General features: G+C 64.5%; 17 protein-coding genes and 1 pseudogene. 9 read left to right on the top strand and 9 right to left on the bottom strand.

The genetic code is table 11. The features are described from left to right. Positions 1-59: 59 nt before the first annotated feature. A complete protein-coding gene (locus AYJ54_RS11820; RefSeq protein ID WP_063699096.1) occupies positions 60-731 on the bottom strand; it encodes an OmpA family protein in 672 nt (223 codons plus the stop codon). A 145-nt stretch (positions 732-876) separates the two neighbouring features. Then, a complete protein-coding gene (locus AYJ54_RS11815; RefSeq protein WP_063699095.1) occupies positions 877-2,403 on the bottom strand; it encodes a caspase family protein in 1,527 nt (508 codons plus the stop codon). A 376-nt stretch (positions 2,404-2,779) separates the two neighbouring features. Here AYJ54_RS11815 and AYJ54_RS11810 point away from each other — a divergent pair, with 376 nt between their 5' ends. After that, on the top strand, positions 2,780-3,586 hold the full coding sequence (locus AYJ54_RS11810; RefSeq protein ID WP_063699094.1) for an N-acyl homoserine lactonase family protein: 807 nt from the start codon (positions 2,780-2,782) through the stop codon (positions 3,584-3,586). Between the two features lie 136 nt (positions 3,587-3,722). On the opposite strand, the gene AYJ54_RS11805 is transcribed toward AYJ54_RS11810, so the two are convergent. Next, positions 3,723-4,262 (bottom strand): MarR family winged helix-turn-helix transcriptional regulator, encoded by a 540-nt coding sequence (locus AYJ54_RS11805; RefSeq protein WP_063699125.1) that lies wholly within the window; start codon positions 4,260-4,262, stop codon positions 3,723-3,725. 108 nt (positions 4,263-4,370) lie between these two features. Between AYJ54_RS11805 and AYJ54_RS11800 the strand changes: the two genes are divergently transcribed. From AYJ54_RS11800 to fahA, 5 genes are all read left to right on the top strand, one after another. After that, positions 4,371-5,984, top strand: coding sequence for an FAD-dependent oxidoreductase (locus AYJ54_RS11800; RefSeq protein ID WP_063699093.1), 1,614 nt, complete (start codon positions 4,371-4,373; stop codon positions 5,982-5,984). 8 nt (positions 5,985-5,992) lie between these two features. Then, on the top strand, positions 5,993-6,214 hold the full coding sequence (locus AYJ54_RS11795; RefSeq protein WP_063699092.1) for a DUF2783 domain-containing protein: 222 nt from the start codon (positions 5,993-5,995) through the stop codon (positions 6,212-6,214). Positions 6,215-6,238: 24 nt separating this feature from the next. Next, on the top strand, positions 6,239-7,195 hold the full coding sequence (locus AYJ54_RS11790) for an MBL fold metallo-hydrolase (RefSeq protein WP_063682027.1): 957 nt from the start codon (positions 6,239-6,241) through the stop codon (positions 7,193-7,195). 2 nt (positions 7,196-7,197) lie between these two features. Continuing rightward, positions 7,198-8,544 (top strand): homogentisate 1,2-dioxygenase, encoded by a 1,347-nt coding sequence (gene hmgA / locus AYJ54_RS11785; RefSeq protein ID WP_063699091.1) that lies wholly within the window; start codon positions 7,198-7,200, stop codon positions 8,542-8,544. A 175-nt stretch (positions 8,545-8,719) separates the two neighbouring features. Further along, positions 8,720-9,994, top strand: coding sequence for a fumarylacetoacetase (gene fahA, locus AYJ54_RS11780; protein WP_063699090.1), 1,275 nt, complete (start codon positions 8,720-8,722; stop codon positions 9,992-9,994). Between the two features lie 96 nt (positions 9,995-10,090). Here fahA and AYJ54_RS11775 read toward each other — a convergent pair whose 3' ends face one another. Both AYJ54_RS11775 and AYJ54_RS11770 read right to left on the bottom strand, forming a co-directional pair. Further along, a complete protein-coding gene (locus AYJ54_RS11775; protein ID WP_063699089.1) occupies positions 10,091-10,402 on the bottom strand; it encodes a DUF1272 domain-containing protein in 312 nt (103 codons plus the stop codon). Positions 10,403-10,475: 73 nt separating this feature from the next. Then, the gene (locus AYJ54_RS11770; protein WP_063699088.1) at positions 10,476-10,955 is read right to left on the bottom strand and encodes an Lrp/AsnC family transcriptional regulator; all 480 of its coding nucleotides are present in this window, start codon (positions 10,953-10,955) and stop codon (positions 10,476-10,478) included. A gap of 123 nt (positions 10,956-11,078) precedes the next feature. On the opposite strand from AYJ54_RS11770, the gene hppD reads away from it, so the two are divergent. Then, positions 11,079-12,197, top strand: a complete 1,119-nt coding sequence (gene hppD / locus AYJ54_RS11765) for a 4-hydroxyphenylpyruvate dioxygenase (RefSeq protein WP_063699087.1) — start codon at positions 11,079-11,081, stop codon at positions 12,195-12,197. A gap of 213 nt (positions 12,198-12,410) precedes the next feature. Here hppD and AYJ54_RS11760 read toward each other — a convergent pair whose 3' ends face one another. The 4 genes from AYJ54_RS11760 to AYJ54_RS11745 form a co-directional block, all read right to left on the bottom strand. Beyond that, positions 12,411-13,517: a CaiB/BaiF CoA transferase family protein gene (locus AYJ54_RS11760; protein ID WP_063699086.1), complete on the bottom strand. Its 1,107-nt coding sequence runs from the start codon at positions 13,515-13,517 to the stop codon at positions 12,411-12,413. A gap of 323 nt (positions 13,518-13,840) precedes the next feature. After that, on the bottom strand, positions 13,841-14,641 hold the full coding sequence (locus tag AYJ54_RS11755; protein WP_063699085.1) for an FAD binding domain-containing protein: 801 nt from the start codon (positions 14,639-14,641) through the stop codon (positions 13,841-13,843). A 15-nt stretch (positions 14,642-14,656) separates the two neighbouring features. After that, a complete protein-coding gene (locus tag AYJ54_RS11750; protein WP_063699084.1) occupies positions 14,657-16,999 on the bottom strand; it encodes a xanthine dehydrogenase family protein molybdopterin-binding subunit in 2,343 nt (780 codons plus the stop codon). Positions 17,000-17,080: 81 nt separating this feature from the next. Continuing rightward, entirely contained in the window at positions 17,081-17,566 is a 486-nt protein-coding gene (locus AYJ54_RS11745) for a (2Fe-2S)-binding protein (protein ID WP_063699083.1), read from the bottom strand. A 339-nt stretch (positions 17,567-17,905) separates the two neighbouring features. Here AYJ54_RS11745 and AYJ54_RS11740 point away from each other — a divergent pair, with 339 nt between their 5' ends. Both AYJ54_RS11740 and AYJ54_RS11735 read left to right on the top strand, forming a co-directional pair. Continuing rightward, positions 17,906-19,945 (top strand): methyl-accepting chemotaxis protein, encoded by a 2,040-nt coding sequence (locus AYJ54_RS11740; RefSeq protein WP_063699082.1) that lies wholly within the window; start codon positions 17,906-17,908, stop codon positions 19,943-19,945. A gap of 335 nt (positions 19,946-20,280) precedes the next feature. Beyond that, positions 20,281-21,328 (top strand): annotated as a pseudogene (locus AYJ54_RS11735) (methyl-accepting chemotaxis protein); the annotation flags it as partial.

The raw sequence follows: 21,328 nt of genomic DNA, 5'->3' as shown, positions 1-21,328 counted from the left end.
CTCTGGAGGCGAGACTTTACACCACATCACGACCGGTCAGTTGGAGAATTGCGTCCCGGTCACTTCGATGCGGCGGTCTTGTTTTCCATGTTGACGACCTGCACGCGGCGGTTCACCTCCGCCATCGGCTGGCTCGGGTCCTTCAGCTTGCTCTTGCCGTAGCCGACGGTGACGAGATCGGTCGCGGGGATGCTGTACTTGTCGACGAGGTAGCGCTTGATCGAATCCGCGCGGCGCTCCGACAGGTCCTGGTTGTAGGCTTCGCTGCCGGCGGCGTCGGTGTGACCGGCGACGACGAAGGTCGAGCCCTTCAGGTCCGGGCTGGTCAGTGCGCGGCCGAGCGCCTGGACCGAGGGCAGCGACTTGGCGCTGATATTGGCCGAGTTGTAGTCGAAGGTGATCTCGAGATCGATGTTCGGCTTGTCCTTGGCAGCCGTCGCGATCTCCTCGCGCTCGGTGACCGAGAGCGAACGCGTTGAACGGCCGCGGACGGACTGGATCAGCTTGGTCTCCGCCGCGCTCGGCGCCGGATCAGTCTGCGGGCCGATCGAGAGGCCGCGGGTCAGGGGCTTCTTCGGCAGCGGGGCCAGTGCGCGAACGATCTCATCCTCGCTGACGTCTTTGCTGTTGCCGTCATCACCGGCGCGCACGGGCGAGACTGCCAGCGACAGGGCGGCGCCGATGGTGATGATGGAAAGGATTGCGGTAAGTCCCTTTGCAGCCAATCTCATTGCCCGTCCCTCCTGCGCAGCCAGACCGCGCGGTTCCAAAAAAACCTTGCAATAAGCCCCCAGAAGGCTGTTTGCGGCATCGTCAAATTAGTCTCCGGCGGGGCCGCAGGGTTCGAGGCGCGCCCCGCCTCAACTTAAAAAAATATCAACGCACTCCGTAACTTGCGAACTCCTGAACGATGTTCGGGTCCATCGCCTTGGCATTCGCAATGTCCAGGGCCCCCTCTTGCGCCGAGCCGTTGCGCTGCTTGGCGAGGCCCCGGCCATAGAGCGAGGAGGTCAGGCGCGGATTGATCTTCAGGGCCGCGTCGAAATCGGCGATGGCGTTCTTCACCGCTCCCGATTTCAGGTTGACGAGGCCGCGGCTGTCCAGCGCATCGACGAAATTCGGCCGCAGCCGCAGCGCCTCGTTGCAATCCTTCAGCGCGCCCTGGAGATCGCCGACCACGGTGCGGGTCCAGCAGCGGTTGTTCAGCGCCTCGACGTCCTTCGAATTGATCCTGAGCGTGTCATCAAAATCCTTGATGGCGAGGTTGTAGGCCCCCTTGCTGGCATAGACCTGGCCGCGCCGGTACAGCGCGTTCACGTCGTCCGGATTGGCCGCGATCTTCGCCGTCAGGCCCTTGATGGTGGGATCGTCAGCCAGCACGGCCTGGCTTGGGCCGGCATCGGTGCTTGTGCTCGGCGTGGTGCCGGGATCGGCCGGCTTCACCGGTGGCGGCGGCGGAGGCAGGGCGGCGTCGACCTGGGGCTTTGGCGACGGTGCCGGGGTGGGGGCCGCAGTCGTCTCCGGTGGCTTCGGCGGGGGAGGCGGTGATGGGGGAGCCGAAGGCGCAGGCGGCGGGTTGTTCGCGACCACGGGGGGCGGTGGTGCGGGAGGAGCCGGCGGCGGTGTTGTCGCCGTCGGACGCGATCCGCTGGCGCCCGGAATGAAGGAAAAGTCCTCGGCCAGCGAGGACGAGATCCAGGGCACCTGCTCGCCACGCGAGGCGCGAGTGACGCCCATCTTGGTGCGGTTCAGCGTCTCCTCGGCCATCAGGTCGGGGACGCGGATTTCCTTTAGGAGTTCCTGGACGAACAGGCTGTGGTCGCCGCCGGCGTCCGAGACCACCGAGGCCAGCGCCGCCGAATACATCACCAGCGTGCCATTCGGCGCGATGACCGGCGTCAGCCCGGCGGAGAAGCTGCGGAACCGGCGCTCGAACGGGTTGCGCCTGGAGGCATCGATCAGCGCGATTTTGACGCCGGCGCCACGGGTGTTGAGCTCGCCGAGGACGGTTTCGAGGCTGAAGCCGTCACGGCGCACGTCGGACTCGGTCCAGATCTGTGCATCGACCGGGATCATGTAGCTCTGGCGCGCCGACTGGATGCCGAAACCGCTGAAGAACACCAGCGCGACCGAGCCCGGCTTGATCTTGCCATAGAGCTTGTCGAGGGCGCGGCGCATGCCATCGCCCGTCAGGTTCTCGCCGGTCTCGACGGAAAAGCCATCGCGCTTGAGCTCGTCGGCGACGTCACGCGCGTCGTTGATCGGCTCCTTCAGCGGGCTGTCCGCGTCCGGATATTTTGCGTTGCCGATGACCAGCGCAAAACGGTCGCCGGCCGCAAGCGATGGCGCGGTCGGGACGAGCGAGACAAGCAACGGTAGAAGAAAAAGGAAGCGAATTTTCATAATCAGCGCGGTCCAGCCAAAAGGGCGCCCTTCCCAGCTTGCGCCGCGGCGACCTTAACTTACGCTATTTGCTTTATCAAACCGGGGGGAGGGGGCGTCAACCGCTTGGAGATTCGGCGTTATCGCGACAACTGACCGCGAGGCCGCGGTGAGATGCGAGGGGAATAAATTGGCTGTCACGGCTTCGCTCGACGAAAGTTCGATTCAAGGTCCAAACCTCTTGGGGCGGTCCATGTTAGGCCGGCCACCACGACGAAATTGTGATTGGTCTCACAATGTGGCCCGCGGTGCGCGCGCCGTTTGACGTTTGCGGCCGACAATGGCTTGGTGCGCTGGATCGTCCCGAAAGGCCCCCTTCAGAAAAAAGCAAAACACCATGGGAAACGTCTACGAAATCTACGCACTCCGCTATGCGACGATGTCGCCGCGCACCCCCCACATGAACTTCCTGTTGCCGGATCCGCATGACAGCGCGGCACAGGACCTCGACTACTTCGTCTGGCTGATCCGCGGCGGCGGCCGTGAACTCCTTGTCGACACCGGCTTCAATGCCGAGGAAGCGAGCTTGCGGGCCCGCAAGCTGACGCTCAATCCGGTCGATGCGCTGGAGCGCTTTGGCGTCGCGGCGTCAAGCATCCGCGACATCATCGTGACGCATCTGCATTACGACCACGCCGGCAATCTCGACTGCTTCCCGAATGCGCGCTTCCATCTCCAGGAGCGCGAGATGAGCTACGCGACCGGGCGCTGCATGTGCAACGGCCTGTTGCGACATCCGTTCTCGGTCGAGCACGTCACGCTGATGGTGCGCCACGTCTATGGTGAGCGCGTCACCTTCTATTCCGGCGATGGCGAAGTCGCGCCCGGCATCACCGTGCACCGCGTCGGCGGCCATTCCGATGGCCTGCAGGTGGTCAAGGTCGAGACCGCGCGTGGGCCGGTGGTGCTGGCGTCCGATGCCACGCATTACTACGCCAATCTCCAGCGCCGGAGCCCGTTCCCGATCGTCTACAATGTCGGCGACATGGCGCAGGGCTGGGAGACGATCGAGCGCCTCGCCGGCCATCCCGACCGCTACATACCCGGCCACGATCCGATCGTGACGGAGATCTATCCGCGCGCCAGCGACAAGGTCGATGCCTGGGCCCTGCATCTGCCGCCGTCGAAGTCGTTTGCGAAATGACGGCGTAGCCGTCATTCCGGGGCGCGCGTAGCGCGAACCCGGAATCCATTTATCCGCGTGACCGGTGGCGCAATGGATTCCGGGCTCGCCGCTAACGCGGCGCCCCGGAATGACGGAGGAGACTGAACGGAGGAGGCTAATACGCCTCCTTGGCGTCCGCCTCTTCGCTGGTCTGGATCAGATCGAGGCTCTGCTCGACCTTGCCGAGCAGCGCCGACAATTGCTTGCGCTCCTGCGCTGTGAGGCAGGAGAGAATCTCGTCTTCCCGTCGCAGCAGCTGCGGGAACAGCTCCTCGTAAAGCGCGCGGCCACTCTTCGTCAGTTGCAGGCGGAATTCGCGGCGGTCGGCTGCGTTCTCGACCCGCTCGATCAAGCCGTCATGCAGAAGCGTTGTTACCGCGCGGCTGATGGTCGATTTGTGTGTGCGGGTGCATTGCGAGATGTACTGCGCGCTACAGGCGTCGTTGCGGAAGCCGAGCGTTGCCAGCACGCGCCAGGCCGGAATGTCGAGGCCGTGGCGCTCCTGATATTCGACCGCGAGCGCGGCGCTTACTTCTGCCGCGAGTCGATTCAGGCGGAACGGCACGAACTTGAACAAATCGAGTCGCGCCTTCCCTTTCGGCAATGTCTCGTCCGCGTCACGTGTCTTCAGCGCGGTATCCGTTGTCCTCGCCAAGATGGGCTCCGAATTCCAGTTGACGGCCGGCCGGCTCCGGTCCAAAATAGTTGCACGTGAGACTATCTAGCAGATCAGTCCTCTCCTGACCAGAGCCGAGGTTAGCGCATGGCGCAGGCAAAGACCCAGTTCGGCTACCGCCGCCACCCCGATCAGGACCGCCCCGGCCCAAACCCGGCCGAGCACGCGGTCGTCGTGGTTGGCGCCGGCCCGGTCGGGCTGTCGCTGGCGATCGACCTTGCCCAGCGCGGCCAGCGCGTCGTCCTGCTCGATGATGCCGACCGCATCGGCGAGGGCTCGCGCGCGATCTGCTTCTCCAAGCGTTCGCTGGAATATTGGGACCGGCTCGGCGTCGGCGACCGCATGGTCGACAAGGGCGTGGTGTGGAGCGTCGGCCGCATTTTCCACGGCGAGTCCCAGCTCTACCAGTTCAACCTCCTGCCCGAGGACGGCCACAAGCGTCCGGCCTTCATCAATCTCCAGCAATATTACGCCGAGGCCTATCTGGTCGATCGCATCAGCGATCTGCCGGGGATCGATCTACGCTGGCGCAACAAGGTGACGGCGCTGGAGCAGCGCAACGACTCCGTCGTGCTGACCATCGAGACGCCCGAGGGCGCCTATCGCCTGCATACGCAATACGTCATCGCCTGCGACGGCGCACGCTCCTCGCTGCGGCAGATGGTCGGTGCCGAGTTCGCCGGCCAGGTGTTCGAGGATCAGTTCCTGATCGCCGACGTCAAGATGACCGCGGAATTCCCGACCGAGCGCTGGTTCTGGTTCGATCCGCCGTTCCATGCCGGTCGCTCCGCGCTGTTGCACCGGCAGCCGGACGACGTCTGGCGCATCGATCTCCAGCTTAGCCGCGATGCCGATCCCGTCTTCGAGAAGAAGCCGGAGAACGTGCGGCCGCGAATCGCGCGCATGCTCGGTCACGACAAGTTCGAGTTCGAATGGATATCGCTGTACAAATTCCAGTGCCGCCGGATGGACCGTTTCCTGCACGGCCGCGTGATCTTCGCCGGCGACTCCGCGCATCAGGTCTCGCCGTTCGGTGCACGCGGCGCCAATTCCGGTCTTGAGGACGCGGAAAATCTCTCCTGGAAGCTCGATCGCGTGCTGCGTGGCCGCTCGCCCGCAAGCCTGCTCGAGAGCTATCATGTCGAGCGCAGCCTTGCCGCCGACGAGAACATCCGCGAATCCACCCGCTCCACCGATTTCATGGCGCCGAACACGCCTCAGGAGGCGCGGCTGCGCAAGGCGGTGCTGTCGCTCGCCAAGGAAACCGAGTTCGGCAAGCGCATGGTCAATGGCGGCCGGTTGTCAGTGCCTTGCAGCTATGATTCGCCGTTGTCCTCGCCCGATGCGGATGCGTGGCGCGGCGGCCCGCGGCCCGGCTGTTCCATGCTGGATGCGCCGGTCGGGGAACGCGCAGGCGAACACGCCTATCTCACGGACGTGTTCCGCAAGGGAGGAACGGACTTCGCCCTGCTCTCGTTCAGCAATCGCGCAGCAGTGGAGGCGCCCGACGGCGTCAAGAATATCCGGATCGGCGGTGAGGACGGGCTGGCCGATTCCGCCGGCCTTGCCGCGAAGCGTTACGACGCCGAGCCGGGCTCCGCCTATCTGCTTCGGCCCGACGGCTATGTCGCGGCGCGCTTCCGCCATCCGACAGGGGCTTCGATTGCGGCGGCGCTGTCGCGCGCGGAAGGTTTGAATTGAGGTCTCGCATGCCGCTCTCCACCAGCTCGAATTTCGCGCGGCCCGACGACGCCTTCCGCGCCATCGTCGAGGCGCATCGCGGGCTTTCAGACGCAGAGAGCGCGGATTTTGATGCGGCCCTGGTGCTGATCCTCGCCAACCATATCGGCGACATCGACGTGCTGCGCGAGGCGATCGTGCTCGCCAGGCGGCGCATGATCGACGACCAGCAGCAGCAGCAACAACAATAACCCTGTGACTTAAAGGATGACCTGATGGCGAAGAACTTCGCATCCACCGGCGATCTCTCGGAGAAGAAGATCACCTTCTCCGAGATCGGCACCGATCTCTATGCCTTCACCGCCGAGGGCGATCCGAACACGGCCGTCATCGTCGGCGACGACGGCTGCCTCGTGTTCGACGCACAGGCGACGCCTGCGATGGCGAACAAGGTGATCGAGCGCGTCCGCACCGTCACCGACAAGCCGATCAAATATGTGGTGCTGTCGCATTATCACGCCGTGCGCGTGCTGGGCGCATCCGCCTACAAGGCGCAGGGCATCGTCGCCTCGCAGGAGACCTATCGGCTGATCGAGGAACGCGGCAAGCAGGATTGGGACTCCGAATACGGCCGCTTCCCGCGCCTGTTCCAGGACGCCGCGAGCATTCCCGGCCTGACCTGGCCGACGCTGACCTTCGAAGGTGAGATGTCGATCTATCTGGGAAAACGCGAGGTGCGGCTGATGCAGTTAGGGGCGGGCCACACCTCAGGCGACATCGTTGCCTGGGTGCCGGATGCGGAGGTGATGTTCTCCGGCGACCTCATCGAATATCACTCGGCCTGCTATTGCGGTGATGCGCATTTGCGCGAATGGCCGCTGACGCTGAACGAGATCCGCAACTTCAATCCGAAGGCGATCGCGCCGGGCCGCGGCGATGCACTGAAGGGCACCACCACCGCGCGCGAGGCGATCGCGATGACGCGTGACTTCGTGTCGACGCTGTATGGCGCAGCCGAAATCTCCGTCGCCAAGGGCCGTACGCTGAAGGAGACGATGGCGGCGACCCGCGAGGTGATGGATCCCAAGTTTTCGAGCTTCGCCATCTATGAGCACTGCCTGCCGTTCAACGTGTCGCGCGCCTTTGACGAGGCATCGGGGATCGACGACCCCGTGATCTGGACCGACAAGCGCGACCAGGAAATGTGGGCCGCCCTGCAAGGAGGAGGATAGTCATGAACATCAACACCTCGCCGGATCAGATCGTTCGCAGCTCCGCCCAGGTCACGCCGGGCTACATGTCCGGCTTCGGCAACAGTTTTGAGACCGAGGCGCTGCCGGGCGCGCTGCCGATGGGGCGCAACTCGCCGCAGCGCTGCGCCTACGGGCTCTATGCCGAGCAGCTTTCGGGTTCGCCCTTCACCGCCCCGCGCGGCACCAATGAGCGCTCGTGGCTCTATCGCATCCGTCCCTCGGTGAAGCATTCGGGACGCTTCGAGAAGGTCGACGCCGGCCTGTGGCGCTCGGCGCCGTGTCACGAATACGATCTGCCGATCGCGCAGCTTCGCTGGGACCCGGCGCCGATCCCGAAGGAGGAGATCACCTTCCTCCAGGGCGTGCAGACCATGACGACGGCCGGCGACGTCAACACGCAGGCCGGCATGGCCGCGCATGTCTATCTCATCACCAAATCGATGGTGGACCAGCACTTCTACAATGCCGATGGCGAACTGCTGTTCGTCCTTCAGCAGGGAAACTTGCGCATCGTCACCGAGTTCGGCCGCATCGATGCCGAACCCGGTGAGATCGTGATCATCCCGCGCGGCGTCAAGTTTCGCGTCGAGATCCTGAACGGGCCGGCCCGCGGCTATCTCTGTGAAAATTACGGTGGCGCCTTCACGCTGCCGGAGCGGGGCCCGATCGGCGCCAACTGTCTTGCCAACGCGCGCGACTTCCTCACGCCGGTCGCGAGCTACGAGGACAAGGATACGCCGACCGAGCTCTACGTGAAATGGGGCGGCTCGCTGTTCAAGACGACGCTGCCGCATTCGCCGATCGACGTCGTCGCCTGGCACGGGAACTACGCGCCATACAAATACGATTTGCGCAGCTTCTCGCCGGTCGGCGCCATCGCCTTCGACCATCCCGATCCTTCGATCTTCACGGTGCTGACCTCGCCGTCGGAGACGGCCGGCACTGCGAATATCGACTTCGTGATCTTCCCGGAGCGCTGGATGGTTGCCGACAACACCTTCCGTCCGCCCTGGTATCACATGAACATCATGAGCGAGTTCATGGGCCTGATCTACGGCGTCTATGATGCCAAGCCGCAAGGTTTTGTCCCCGGCGGCATCTCGCTCCACAACTGCATGTTGCCGCACGGCCCGGACCGCGAGGCTTTCGACCATGCCAGCAACAGCGAGCTGAAGCCGGTCAAGCTGACGGGCACCATGGCCTTCATGTTCGAGACCCGCTACCCGCAGCGCGTCACGGAGCACGCCGCTAAATCGTCGACGCTCCAGGACGACTACGCGGATTGCTGGAAGGGCCTGGAGAAGCGGTTCGATCCGAATAGGCCATAACGTTTTTCCCTCTCCCCTTGTGGGAGAGAGGGTGGCTCGAATGAGCGTAGCGAATTCGAGACGGGTGAGGGGTTTGTCTCCGCGGATACAGACCCCTCATCCGGCGCAATCTCCCTCCGGTCGATTCCGCCACCTTCTCCCACAAGGGGAGAAGGAAGAAAGGACCAAGCCAAAAGTGACAACGCACCCCAACGATCCCAGCCTCCGCTCCTTCATCGACGTTGATCCCGCTTCCGACTTCCCGATCCAGAACCTGCCCTATGGTGTGTTCTCGACCGCGGCCTATCCGGCGCCGCGCGTCGGTATCGCGATCGGCAACTACGTGCTCGACCTCTGGGCGCTCGAGCAGGATTGCCGGCTCGATGTCGGGCCGCTCGGCGTGTTCTCCGCGCCGTCGCTCAATTCGTTCATGGCGTTGGGACCGAAGGTCTGGGCGAAGACGCGGGCACGGATCAGCGAGCTCTTGCGCCACGATCATCCTGAGCTGCGCGACAATGAAGAGCTGCGCAAACAGGCGCTAGTGCCGATGCGCGATGCCAGGCTGCATCTGCCGTTCACGGTCTCCGGCTACACCGACTTCTATTCCTCCAAGGAGCACGCCACCAATGTCGGCGTGATGTTCCGCGGCAAGGATAATGCGCTGCAGCCGAACTGGCTGCACATGCCGATCGCCTATAACGGCCGCGCCTCCACCGTCGTGGTCTCGGGCACGAAGGTGAAGCGGCCGCGCGGACAGCTCAAGCCGCCGAATGTCGAGGTGCCGAGCTTTGCGCCGTGCAAGCGGCTCGACTTCGAGCTGGAGATGGGTGTCGTGGTCGGCCAGCCCTCGCCGATGGGCGGCATGCTCACCGAGCAACAGGCCGAGGAGATGATCTTCGGCTTCGTGCTGCTCAACGACTGGAGCGCGCGCGACATCCAGCAATGGGAATATGTGCCGCTCGGACCGTTCCTGGCCAAGGCCTTCGCGACCTCGATCAGCCCGTGGGTGGTGACGCGCGAGGCGCTGGAGCCATTCCGCCTCAACGGGCCGGAGCAGAGCCCCGCGCCGCTCGATTATCTCAGGCAGAGCCGGCCGCAGAACTATGATTTGGAGCTCGACGTCTCCTTACGCGCGGCCGGCACGAATGCGGCTGACACCATCAGCCGCACCAACTTCAAATACATGTACTGGTCCTCGGTGCAGCAACTGACGCACCACGCCTCCAGCGGCTGCGCGATGAATGTCGGCGATCTCCTGGGGTCCGGCACCATCTCCGGGCCGGAAAAGAACCAGCGCGGCAGTCTTTTGGAGATCAGCTGGAACGGCACCGAGCCGGTGGAATTGCCTGGCGGCGCCAAGCGCTCGTTCCTGGAGGACGGCGACAGCCTCGTGATGCGCGGCTGGTGCCAGGGCAACGGCTACCGCGTCGGGTTCGGCGAGGTCGAGGGGACGATTTTGGCGGCAGAGTGAGATTATTGTCATTCCGGGGCGATGCGAAGCATCGAACCCGGAATCTCGAGGTTCCGGGTCTGGTCCTTCGGACCATCCCGGAACGACGGAGAGGGCTCACCGCGCCTCCGGCGGCACGTCGCGTATCCTCGCGCAGTGCGCCGCGACGTCCTCGCGGCTGTACTTCAAATGCACCCGCTTATCCGACGGCACATGCCTGGTTACGCAGACACCCGGCCGCCATTCCTGCCTGGGGCGGATCGGGCGCGGCGCGAAGCCGCCGCCGCAGTTCGGGCAGACGTTGGAAAGCTTCGTCTCCACGCAGTCTGCACAGAATGTGCATTCATACGAGCAGATCCGCGCGTTCGTTGCGTTCGGTGGCAGGTCGCAGTCGCAATATTCGCAGTTTGGCCGAAGCTGGAGCGCCATGGCTCAATCTCCCTTTTTGGCGCGGATCATCGCAGATCGCGGGTGCGGCGCGAATGCCGCATTTCCCTCGATTTCAGCCGGGCGTGATCTCCTTGAGCGGCAGTCGCGAGCTTTCCTTCAGCCGGTCCAGCACGATCGAGGAGCGCACATGCGCCACGCTCTGGTGCGGCATCAGCACGTCGTTGACGAGGTTGGAGAGGCCCTTGAGGTCGCGCAGCACGGCCTTCAGCGCATAGTCGGCGTCGCCCGTGAGCGAATAGGCCTCCTGGATCTCGTCGATGCGATTGACCAGCGTACGGAAACGCTTGGCATTGTCCGGGGAATGGGTCGCCAGCGTCACCTGAATGAAGGCGATCACGCCGAAACCGAGCGCTTCGCTGGAGAGGTCGGCGTGATAGCCGGCGATGACTTTCTCCTCCTCCAGCCGCATCCGCCGGCGCGAGCATTGCGAGGCCGACAGCCCCGCAAGGTCAGCGAGCTCCTGGTTGGTGAGGCGGCCGTCGTCCTGGAGCGCGCCAAGGATCCTGAGGTCGAAGGAGTCAACCGAGACCATGCGTCATTTATCCAATCAATGCACAAACCGTGCATAGAATAGCCAAATCGCGTCCCGTTTGCACGCTCATTGCGCGCTCCATGAAGGATAGTTCTTGCCAGTAGCAATTTGGGAGAGCAGCCAATGGGTCCGTTTCCGCACGATGCACCGCCGGCCACGATCAGCGCCGACAATCCGATGGGCACTGACGGGTTCGAGTTCGTCGAATATGCGCATCCCAATCCGCAAGAGCTGCACGCGCTGTTCAAGCTGATGGGCTACGCGCCCGTCGCGCGCCACAGGACCAAGAAGATCACGGTCTATCGCCAGGGCGACATCAACTATCTCGTCAACGAGGAGCCCGGCACCCACGGCTTCGACTTCGTCGCCGCGCACGGCCCCTGCGCGCCGTCGATGGCATTTCGCGTGGTCGATGCGAAAGCGGCTTACGAGCGTGCGATTTCGCTCGGTGCCGAGCCGGCCGACGCGTCAGCGGCGCAGAAGACGCTCGACGTGCCCGCGATGAAGGGCATCGGCGGCAGCCTGCTGTATCTGGTCGATCGCTACGGCGCCAAGGGCTCGGCCTATGATGGCGAGTTCGAGTGGCTGGGGGCGCGCGATCCGCGGCCCAATGGCGCCGGGCTGTTCTATCTCGACCATCTCACCCACAACGTCCATCGCGGTCGCATGGATGTGTGGGCGGGCTTCTACGAAAGGCTCTTCAACTTCCGCCAGATCCGCTTCTTCGACATCGAGGGCCGGGCCTCCGGCCTGTTCTCGCGAGCGCTGACCAGCCCCGACGGCAAGATCCGAATTCCGATTAACGAGGACGCCGGCGATTCCGGCCAGATCGAGGAATATCTGAAGGTCTATCGCGGCGAAGGCATCCAGCACGTCGCTTGCGGGTGCCGCGATATTCACCGCACGATCGAAGGCCTGCGCGAGGCCGGCCTGCCGTTCATGCCGTCGCCGCCCGATACCTATTTCGAGCGGATCGACACGCGCCTGGCGAAGCACGGCGAGGACGTCGCGCGGCTTAAGACCAACGGCATCCTGATCGACGGCGAGGGCGTGGTCGACGGTGGCCAGACCAAGGTGCTGCTGCAGATCTTCTCCGCCAACGCGATCGGCCCGATCTTCTTCGAATTCATCCAGCGCAAGGGCGACGACGGTTTCGGCGAGGGCAATTTCAAGGCCCTGTTCGAATCGATCGAGGAGGATCAGATCCGGCGTGGGGTGTTGAAGGTGGACAACGCGGCGTAGGCGCGTGGCTCGCATTGGACGCGAGCTGTTTCCAACTCACCGGTGTCGTCCCGGCGAAGGCCGGGACCCATAACCCCAGGGAGTGGTTGTGGCGCGCAGGCGGTAACCCCGAATCTTCGCCAAACTGCTCCCTGGGGTTATGGGTCCCGGATCTGTGCTCGCTACGCTCGCTTGTCCGGGACGACAGCGGAGTTTGACGCGGCTGCGGGGATTCTACCTCTTCCACTCCTGTGCCACCGCACCAATCTCCATCGCCTCCGGCTCACGAACCGCCGACGGCGTGCGCGAGAAGCGTGGCGCGGGGGCGGGCTGTTTCACGCCGTGGCGCTCGACGAAGACGTTGCGCGCGACCATGTGCGGATGCTCGGTTGCTTCCGACATGGTCAGCACCGGCGCGAAGCAGATGTCGGTGCCTTCCATGACCTTGCACCAGTCCTCGCGCGTCTTGCTCTTGAACACGGCCGTCAGCTTCTCCTTCAGCGCCGGCCAGGCCTTACGGTCCATCTGGGCGTCGAAATCGGCGTCGGTCAGGCCGGCGTGCTCGCGCAAAAGCGCATAGAACTGCGGCTCGATCGAGCCGATCGAGATGAAGTGGCCGCAGGCGCATTCATAGACACCATAGAAATGAGCGCCGCCATCGAGGAAATTCTGCACGCGGCCTTCGGTCCAGCGGCCGATCGTGGTCATGTCGAAGAAGAACGACATCAGCGACGCCGCGCCGTCGCACATGGCGGCATCGACCACCTGGCCCTTGCCCGACCGTGAAGCCTCCAGCAGCGCGGCCAGTACGCCGACGACGAGATAGAGCGCGCCGCCGCCGAAATCGCCGACCAGGTTGAGCGGCGGCACCGGCGCCTCCTTGGTGCCGATCGCGGCCAGCGCGCCGGTGATGGAGATGTAGTTGATGTCATGACCGGCGGCATTGGCGAGCGGGCCTTCTTGGCCCCAGCCGGTCATGCGGCCGTAGACGAGCTTCGGGTTGCGCGCGAGCACGACGTCCGGGCCGAGGCCGAGCCGCTCCATCACGCCAGGACGAAAGCCCTCGATCAGCGCGTCGGCATTTGCAAGCAGGTCGAGCACCTCCGCGATCGCTGCCTTGTCCTTGAGGTCGAGCTCGATCATCTTGCGGCCGCGCCCCGCGACCGACTTCATGCTCTTCTTTGCGCCGACACGGTCGAGCGTGACGACGTCGGCGCCCATGTCGGCCAGCATCATGCAGGCGAACGGGCCGGGTCCGATGCCGGCGAATTCGACGATGCGAAACCCTGCGAGCGGGCCGGAGGCGCGGACGGAAGAGGCGGGAGAAGGTTTGTCGAGCACGTTCTTGTTTCCTCGGGTCGCAAGGGATGCGCGAGGTGCGGCAACCGCTTGGGACGTTCCTCTGTGGACGAGTTAATTGGCTGATTAACTTTTCTCGCCTTACACAGCACGAGGCAAGCGCTTTTCATGCATAGGCGCATAATAAAAGCGGCGCGCATCGCTGCGCGCCGCGGAAGATTTGTGTTGAGGCGCTAAAGCGCGATCATTATCGCGCTTTAGCTTTTTGTTTGGGCATGATCTCCGCGCAAACGCTTCGCGTTTGTCGCGAGGGACCGCTGCACACTTTGCGCTGGCGCGGCCCTTCGGGTCCGGATCACGTCCTATCAGCCGGCGGCGGCCACCGCGCGCTGCGCCATCACCTTGACGAGGTTGGCGCGGTAGTCCGACGAGCCGTGGATGTCGGACAGAAGTCCGCTCGCCGAAATGCTGACGCTGTCGATCGCGGCTGGCGACCAGTTCGCCTTCAGCGCGGCCTCGATGGCGGGAACCCGCATCACGCCACTCTGCGAGGCGCCGGTGGCGGCAACGCGGACCTCGCCCGATTTCGTCTGCGCGACGAACACGCCGGTCAGCGCGAAGCGCGAGGCCGGATGCGGGAACTTTGCGTAGCCCGCCTTCGCCGGGACTGGGAACGACACCTGCGTGATGATCTCGCCGTCTTCAAGCGCAGTCGCGAACAGGCCCTGGAAGTAGTCGTCGGCGGCGATGGTGCGCTTGTTGGTCTTGATCGTCGCGCCGAGCGCCAACGTCGCGGCCGGATAGTCTGCGGCCGGATCGTTGTTGGCGAGCGAGCCGCCGATCGTACCGCGATAGCGCACGGCGGGATCGCCGATCAGCGACGCGAGATAGGCGAGCGCGGGGATCGCCTTCTTGGCGGCATCGCTGGTCGCCACGTCGTAGTGCGGCGTGGCGGCCTTGATTGTCAGCGTATCGCCGGAGGCTTCAACGCCGATCAGGTCCTTGATCTTGCCGAGATCGATCACGTCCGAGGGCGCGGCAAGCCGCTGCTTCATGACCGGAAGCAGGGTCTGGCCGCCGGCGAGGAATTTCGCCTCGCTGCCCTTGGCGAACAGGCTGGCCGCTTCGTCGACCGAGGAGGCGCGATGATAGGTGGTCTGGTACATCTTCGTTGCTCCCTCTTATGCCGCGTGGATCGTGCGCCACACCCGGTCCGGGGTTGCTGGCATTTCCAGATTGTTCTTGCCGATCGCATCCGTGATCGCGTTGATCACGGCCGCCGAGGCGCCGATCGCGCCGGCCTCACCGCAACCCTTGATGCCGAGCGGGTTGCCCGGGCACAGCGTCGTGGTGTGGGAGAGCTTGAACGAGGGGAGGTCGTCGGCGCGCGGCATGGTGTAGTCCATGAACGAGGCCGTGACCGGCTGGCCGTTGGCATCATAGATCGCGTGCTCGAGCAGTGCCTGGCCGATGCCCTGGGCGAGGCCGCCATGGACCTGGCCCTCGACGATCATCGGGTTGATCAGCCGGCCGAAGTCGTCGGCCGCGACAAAGTTGACGAAGGAGGTCTTGCCGGTGCCGGCATCGACCTCGAGCTCGCAGATATAGGCGCCGGCCGGGAAGGTGAAGTTGGTCGGGTCGTAGAAGGCGGTTTCCTTCAGGCCCGGCTCCATCCCGTCAGGCAGATTGTGCGCGGTGTAGGCGGCGAGCGCGACCATCGGGAAGGCGATCGCCTTGTCGGTGCCGGTCACCTTGAACTCGCCGTTCTCGATGACGATGTCGGCTTCCGACGCTTCGAGCGCATGCGCGGCGATCTTCTTGGCCTTGGACTCGACCTTCTCCATCGCCTTCAGTATCGCGGTGAGACCGACGGCCGCGGAGCGCGAGCCGTAGGTGCCCATGCCGAACTGCACCTTGTCGGTGTCGCCATGGACGATCGAGACCTGGCTGATCGGAACGCCCAAACGATCCGCGACGAGCTGGCAGAAGGTGGTCTCGTGACCCTGGCCGTGGCTGTGCGAGCCGGTGAGGATCTCGATGGTGCCGACCGGGTTGACGCGCACCTCGGCCGATTCCCACAGGCCGACACCGGCGCCCAGGCTGCCGACCGCCTTCGACGGCGCGATGCCGCAGGCCTCGATGTAGCAGGACACGCCGATGCCGCGCAGCTTGCCGTCCGCCTTCGCCTTGGCCTTGCGGGCCGGGAAGCCGGCATAGTCGATCGCCTTCATCGCGGCATCGAGCGACGCATTAAAGTCGCCGGTGTCATAGGCCATGATCACGGGCGTCTGGTGCGGGAACTGGGTGATGAAGTTCGTCCTGCGCAGCGCGGCCGGATCGACCTTCAGCTGCCGCGCCGCCGTCTCCATCATCCGTTCGATCAGGTAGCTCGCCTCGGGGCGGCCCGCGCCGCGATAGGCGTCGACCGGCGTTGTGTTGGTGTAGACGCCGATCACCTCGGCATGGATCGCCGGGATGTTGTATTGGCCCGACAGCAGTGTCGCATAGAGATAGGTCGGCACTGACGACGAGAACAGCGACATGTAGGCGCCGAAATTGGCGTAGGTCTTCACCTTCAGGCCGGTGATCTTGTTGTTGGTGTCGAACGCCATCTCGGCATGGGTGACATGGTCGCGGCCATGCGCGTCGGTGAGGAAGGCCTCGGTGCGGTCGCCGGTCCACTTCACGGGACGGCCGACCTTCTTCGACGCCCACAGCGCCACCATCTCTTCCGGATAGATGAAGATTTTCGATCCGAAGCCGCCGCCGACGTCGGGCGCGATCACGCGCAGCTTGTGCTCGGGCGCGATGTTGTAGAACGCCGACAGCACGAGGCGGGCGACGTGCGGGTTCTGCGAGGTCGTATAGAGCGTGAAATGCTCCTCCGCCGCGTCGTAATCGGCGATCGCCGCGCGCGGCTCCATCGCGTTCGGTGCGAGGCGGTTGTTGGCGAGGTCGAGCTTCACCACATTGGCGGCCTTCGCGAAGGCGGCATCCACCGCGCCCTCGTCACCGATCACCCAATCATAGACCTGGTTGCCCGGGGCTTCGGGGTGAAGCTGCGGCGCGCCGGCCTTGATCGCGGCGGTGACGTCGGCGACCGCCGGCAGTTCTTCGTAATCCACGACCACGGCCTCGGCCGCGTCGCGTGCGAGATTCTTGCTCTCGGCTATCACCACCGCCACGGCCTGGCCGACGAAGCGCACTGTCTCCGGCGCCATCGCGGGCCATGCGCCCATCTTCATCGGGCTGCCGTCCTTGGAGGTAATGGCCCAGCCGCAGATGAGGTTGCCGACCTTGTCGTCGACGATCTGCTTGCCGGTGAGCACCGCGACCACGCCCGGCATCTTCAGCGCGGCGGAGGAGTCGATCCCCTTCACCTTGGCGTGCGCGTGCGGGCTGCGGATGAAATGGGCATAGGTCATGCCCGTCAGTTTGATGTCGTCGACGTACCGGCCCTTGCCGGTAATGAAACGCTTGTCTTCCTTGCGCACGACGCTTGCGCCGATGCCTTCAACACCCATTGTCCTGTCCTCCCGACCGGAAATTGTTATCCGCCCTTTCCATCGAAAGCGGCGGCGGTATTTTTGTTCGAGGCGTGCCGCTTACTCGGCCGCCTGCGCAACCTTCATGCGGCCGGCCGCATCCAGCACGGCTTTGACGATGTTGTGGTAGCCGGTGCAGCGGCAGATATTGCCTTCGAGCTCGTGGCGGACGGTGGCTTCGTCGAGCTGGCCGCCATAACGGTGCACGATGTCGATCGCCGACATGATCATGCCCGGCGTGCAATAGCCGCACTGCAGTCCGTGATTGTCGCGGAAGGCGGCCTGCATCGGATGCAGTTCGTCGCCCTTGGCGATGCCCTCGATCGTGGTGACGTCGGCGCCGTCGGCCTGGCCGGCCAGCATGGTGCAGGATTTCACCGCCCGGCCGTCGATGTGCACGACGCAGGCGCCGCACTGGCTGGTATCGCAGCCGACATGGGTTCCTGTGAGATTGAGGTGATCGCGCAGGAGATGGACCAGCAGCGTGCGGTCCTCGACGTCGACAGCAACAGCCTTGCCGTTGACTGTCAGTTTGACTGTAGACACGGTGGAGTCCTCCCGGAATGATTTTGATTGTTTCTAATTAGAGACAGCGACCCGGAACTTTGCAACTAGGATTTTGGTCTCCCGCGTCATGGAAAAGTCACCGATCCGGATGCGGGCGCAATGATTTGCGCGGGGCGTATCGGTCGTTCCCGACAGGGCCGGGCAGCGGGTGTGGGATGCCAGTCGTCATCGCATGTGGTCGGCCGCTGGCCGACAGGGCCGAAGATTGCGCCGGTGTGCCGAATTTACCGCCCTTTATCGATTCTGCCTTAGTTTTGCGCATCCGGTCAGGGGGCGGGGCGCCCCCGGATCGCGGCTGAATAGAAAATGGGGGTTGGAATGTCCGGGCGTATCGCGTCGCCGTCTAAGCGCACAATATTTCCCACCCTCAGGTTCCGAGCAAAAATCATCCTCGGCTTCGCCGCGGTGCTGGTGATCTCCGCCGGCAGCATGGCTTTCTCTTATTTCGGCTTCGAGCGGGTGTCGTCCGGGGTCGGCTCCTACCGCACCAGCGTTTCCGAGGCCGACCTCGCCCGCAACATCGACCGCGAGCTGCTCGCCTATCGTTCAGCGGTCCGCTATTTCGTCGTCACCGGCAAGGAAGACGACGCCAAGGCGGCGCTGGACACGGAGGCGAGCCTCAAGAACGCCATCGACCAGGCGATCAAGGGCGCCAAGAAGCCGGCGCGGCAGGACAGCCTCAACAGGCTTGCCAAGGAATTCTCGAATTTCTCGGCGACCTTCGCCAAGGTCCTCCAGGCCAAGCGCGACAGCGCGCTCCTGGTGCAGAACCAGCTCACGCGCAACGCCAACCTCCTGAAGTACAAGCTGGACGACATCGGCAATAATGCCTCCGACGCCGAAGCACAGTCGATCGAGTTCGGCACCAAGCAGGTCAACGCCCAGTTCCAGACCGCGACCGCGGCCGCCACCAACTTCGTGCTGACGTCCGACCAGGCGATCGCCACCAGCGCGCTGGCGCGGCTGAAATTCGTCGATAATTCGCTGGGCGCGGTCTATTCCATGGACGACAAGATCGTCGCCGGCCTGAAGGACGCCAAGGCGTTGCTCGGCGCCTATCGCGAGGCACTGGAAAAGCTGATCGCGAACGCCAAGATGGTCGATGATCTCGTCACCGAGATGAGCGGCTCGGCGGGCGCGATCCTCCAGGGCGCCACGGCCATGAAGGCGGATCTCGTCGCCGAGCAGCAGAGGCTGGATTCGGAGTCGGAAGCCACCATTGGCCAGACCGAGCATCTGATCCTGACGCTGGCCATTGGTGGCACCCTGCTCGGGGCGGTCTTCGCCTTCCTGCTAGGCACCGGCATCTCGCGTCCGATGATCGCGATGTGCAAGGCGATGCGCGAATTGGCTTCCGGCAATTTCGACGTCGTGCTGCCGGGCCTTGGCCGCAAGGACGAGATCGGCGAGATGGCCGGCGCGGTCGAGGAGTTCAAGATCCAGGCTGTCGCGAAGGCCGAGCGCGATGCCGCCGCCAGCGAAGCCCAGAACAAGGAGCAGGCCGCCGCGCGCCGCTCCGAGCTGATCCGCTTCGCCGATGATTTCGAGAGCGCGGTCGGCGCCATCGTCTCCAACGTCTCGGCCTCCGCCGTGCAGCTGGAATCGGCGGCCTCGACGCTGACCCGCACCGCCGAGACCACGCAGACCCTGTCGAGCCAGGTCGCCGGCGTTTCCGAGCAGGCCTCGAGCAACATGCAGTCGGTCGCGACCGCGACCGAGGAGCTTTCGGCCTCGGTCGAGGAGATCGGCCGCCAGGTCCGCGACTCCAGCCGCATCGCCGAAGCCGCCGTGGTTCAGGCCAAGGAGACCGATGGCCGCATCGGCAAGCTGTCGCATGCCGCCCAGCAGATCGGCGAGGTCGTGAAGCTGATCACCGCGATCGCCGAGCAGACCAATCTCCTCGCGCTGAACGCCACCATCGAGGCGGCCCGCGCCGGCGAGGCCGGCCGCGGCTTTGCGGTCGTCGCCAGCGAGGTGAAGTCTTTGGCGAGCCAGACGGCGAAGGCCACCGACGAGATCTCCTCGCACATCGCCGGCATGCAGGGCGCGACCGCCGAGTCGGTCGCCGCGATCAAGGAGATCGGCGCGACCATCGGCCAGATTTCGACGATTTCGACGTCCATCGCCAGCGCCGTGGAGCAGCAGGGCGCCGCGACCCAGGAAATCGCCCGCAGCGTCCAGAACGTGGCCCAGGGCACGCAAGCCGCCGCCACCGATATCGGCCAGGTCAACCGCGGCGCCGCCGAGACCGGCTCGGCGTCGGAAGAGGTCCTCAACTCGGCCAAGTCCCTCTCCAGCGAAAGCACGCGTCTGCGCGCCGAACTCGACCGCTTCATGGGGAATATCCGGGCGGCGTAGCGCTCGGACCGCGCCACCCGCTCAATCGTCGTCCTGGCGAAAGCCAGGACCCAACCCCAGGGAGCGGTTGCGGCGCGAAGTTGGTAATCGCGCGTCTTCGCCCAACCCAATCCTGTGGTTGGGTCTTGGCCTTCGCCGGGACGACGAGCGGAGATTGAGGTTGCTACTCTCAACTCCTAACGGCGCGAAGAGCCCCAACCGCGTCACCTGACCGCAAGTTGCGAAGCCGCAAATTTACCGCGGCTTATCCTTTCCTCCGTAACGTGCGCCTGAGTCGGGGAGCGGGCTGCTTCCGGGCTGCGCCTGGTTTTCCGCGAATGGAATGGGGTGGGGGAATGTCCGTCAAGTCCAAGCCGAGCACATCGAAGCTGCCAACGCTGCGCTTTCGCGCAAAAATCATCCTCGGCTTCGTGGCGGTGCTCGCCATCCTCGCCGTCAGCATGGCCTTCGCCTATTTCGGCTTCGAGCGGATCGCCGACGCCGTGGCGTCCTACCGCACCAGCGTGTCGGAAGCCGACCTGGCGCGGACCGTCGATCGCGAGCTGATCGCCTATCAGGGGCTGGCGCGGGCCTATACGCTGACCGGCGCTGTGGACGATGAGACCGCGGCAAAGGCGGCCGAGGGGAATCTGAAGGCAGCGATCGCAAAGTCGATGGCAGCCACGACCACGCCCGCGCGCCGCGAACAGGTCGGCAAGCTCGAGGCCGAGTTCCAGAGCTTCACCAAGGTGTTCGGCGAGATCATCACGCTGACGCGCGAGAACGCCAAGATCGCGTCTGACGAGCTCAACGGCGTCGGCAACAAGATCCGCTTCAAGTTCGACGATCTCGCCGATACCGCGGCGCTGGCGGGCCTGGCCTCCGTTCAGACCACGGCCAAGGACGTCACCTCGCAATATCTCGCCGTCTCCACTTCGGTCAGCGCCTTCGTCGCCAAGCCGGAGCCGAAGACGTCCGACGGCGTGATCGCGCGCATCAAGTTCCTGGAGACCCTGCTGGTCTCGATCTATGCCAACGATCAGAAGATCACTGAGCGGGTCACCGAGATCGGCAACCTCCTGAAGCAGTACCGCACCTCCTTCGCCAAGCTGTCCGAGAACGTGAAGGTCATCGTCAAGCTGAACGGCGAGATGACCAAGACGGCGGCATCCATCCTCAAGGCGTCGGGCGAATTGCGGGCGGACGTGACGGCCGACCAGCAGCGCATCGAGGCAAGCGCCAATGCGACGATCGGGGAGACCGAGCGGCTGATGCTGATGATGGCGCTGGGCGGGCTGGCCGTCGGCGCCGTGCTGGCCTTGATGCTCGGTAACGGCATCTCGCGTCCGATGATCGCGATGTGCAAGGCGATGCGCGAATTGGCTTCCGGCAATTTCGACGTCG

The sequence above is a fragment of the Bradyrhizobium centrolobii genome (assembly GCF_001641635.1).
Taxonomy (GTDB): Bacteria; Pseudomonadota; Alphaproteobacteria; order Rhizobiales; family Xanthobacteraceae; genus Bradyrhizobium; species Bradyrhizobium centrolobii.
This window is presented reverse-complemented; position numbering and strand designations above follow the sequence as displayed.

Bases quoted from the DNA above. Each gene is read 5' to 3' on its own strand.
- AYJ54_RS11820 (WP_063699096.1), bottom strand. From the start codon at position 731: ATGAGATTGGCTGCAAAGGGACTTACCGCAATCCTTTCCATCATCACC.
- AYJ54_RS11815 (WP_063699095.1), bottom strand. From the start codon at position 2,403: ATGAAAATTCGCTTCCTTTTTCTTCTACCGTTGCTTGTCTCGCTCGTC.
- AYJ54_RS11810 (WP_063699094.1), top strand. From the start codon at position 2,780: ATGGGAAACGTCTACGAAATCTACGCACTCCGCTATGCGACGATGTCG.
- AYJ54_RS11800 (WP_063699093.1), top strand. From the start codon at position 4,371: ATGGCGCAGGCAAAGACCCAGTTCGGCTACCGCCGCCACCCCGATCAG.
- AYJ54_RS11795 (WP_063699092.1), top strand. From the start codon at position 5,993: ATGCCGCTCTCCACCAGCTCGAATTTCGCGCGGCCCGACGACGCCTTC.
- AYJ54_RS11790 (WP_063682027.1), top strand. From the start codon at position 6,239: ATGGCGAAGAACTTCGCATCCACCGGCGATCTCTCGGAGAAGAAGATC.
- hmgA (WP_063699091.1), top strand. From the start codon at position 7,198: ATGAACATCAACACCTCGCCGGATCAGATCGTTCGCAGCTCCGCCCAG.
- AYJ54_RS11775 (WP_063699089.1), bottom strand. From the start codon at position 10,402: ATGGCGCTCCAGCTTCGGCCAAACTGCGAATATTGCGACTGCGACCTG.
- AYJ54_RS11770 (WP_063699088.1), bottom strand. From the start codon at position 10,955: ATGGTCTCGGTTGACTCCTTCGACCTCAGGATCCTTGGCGCGCTCCAG.
- hppD (WP_063699087.1), top strand. From the start codon at position 11,079: ATGGGTCCGTTTCCGCACGATGCACCGCCGGCCACGATCAGCGCCGAC.
- AYJ54_RS11755 (WP_063699085.1), bottom strand. From the start codon at position 14,641: ATGTACCAGACCACCTATCATCGCGCCTCCTCGGTCGACGAAGCGGCC.
- AYJ54_RS11750 (WP_063699084.1), bottom strand. From the start codon at position 16,999: ATGGGTGTTGAAGGCATCGGCGCAAGCGTCGTGCGCAAGGAAGACAAG.
- AYJ54_RS11740 (WP_063699082.1), top strand. From the start codon at position 17,906: ATGTCCGGGCGTATCGCGTCGCCGTCTAAGCGCACAATATTTCCCACC.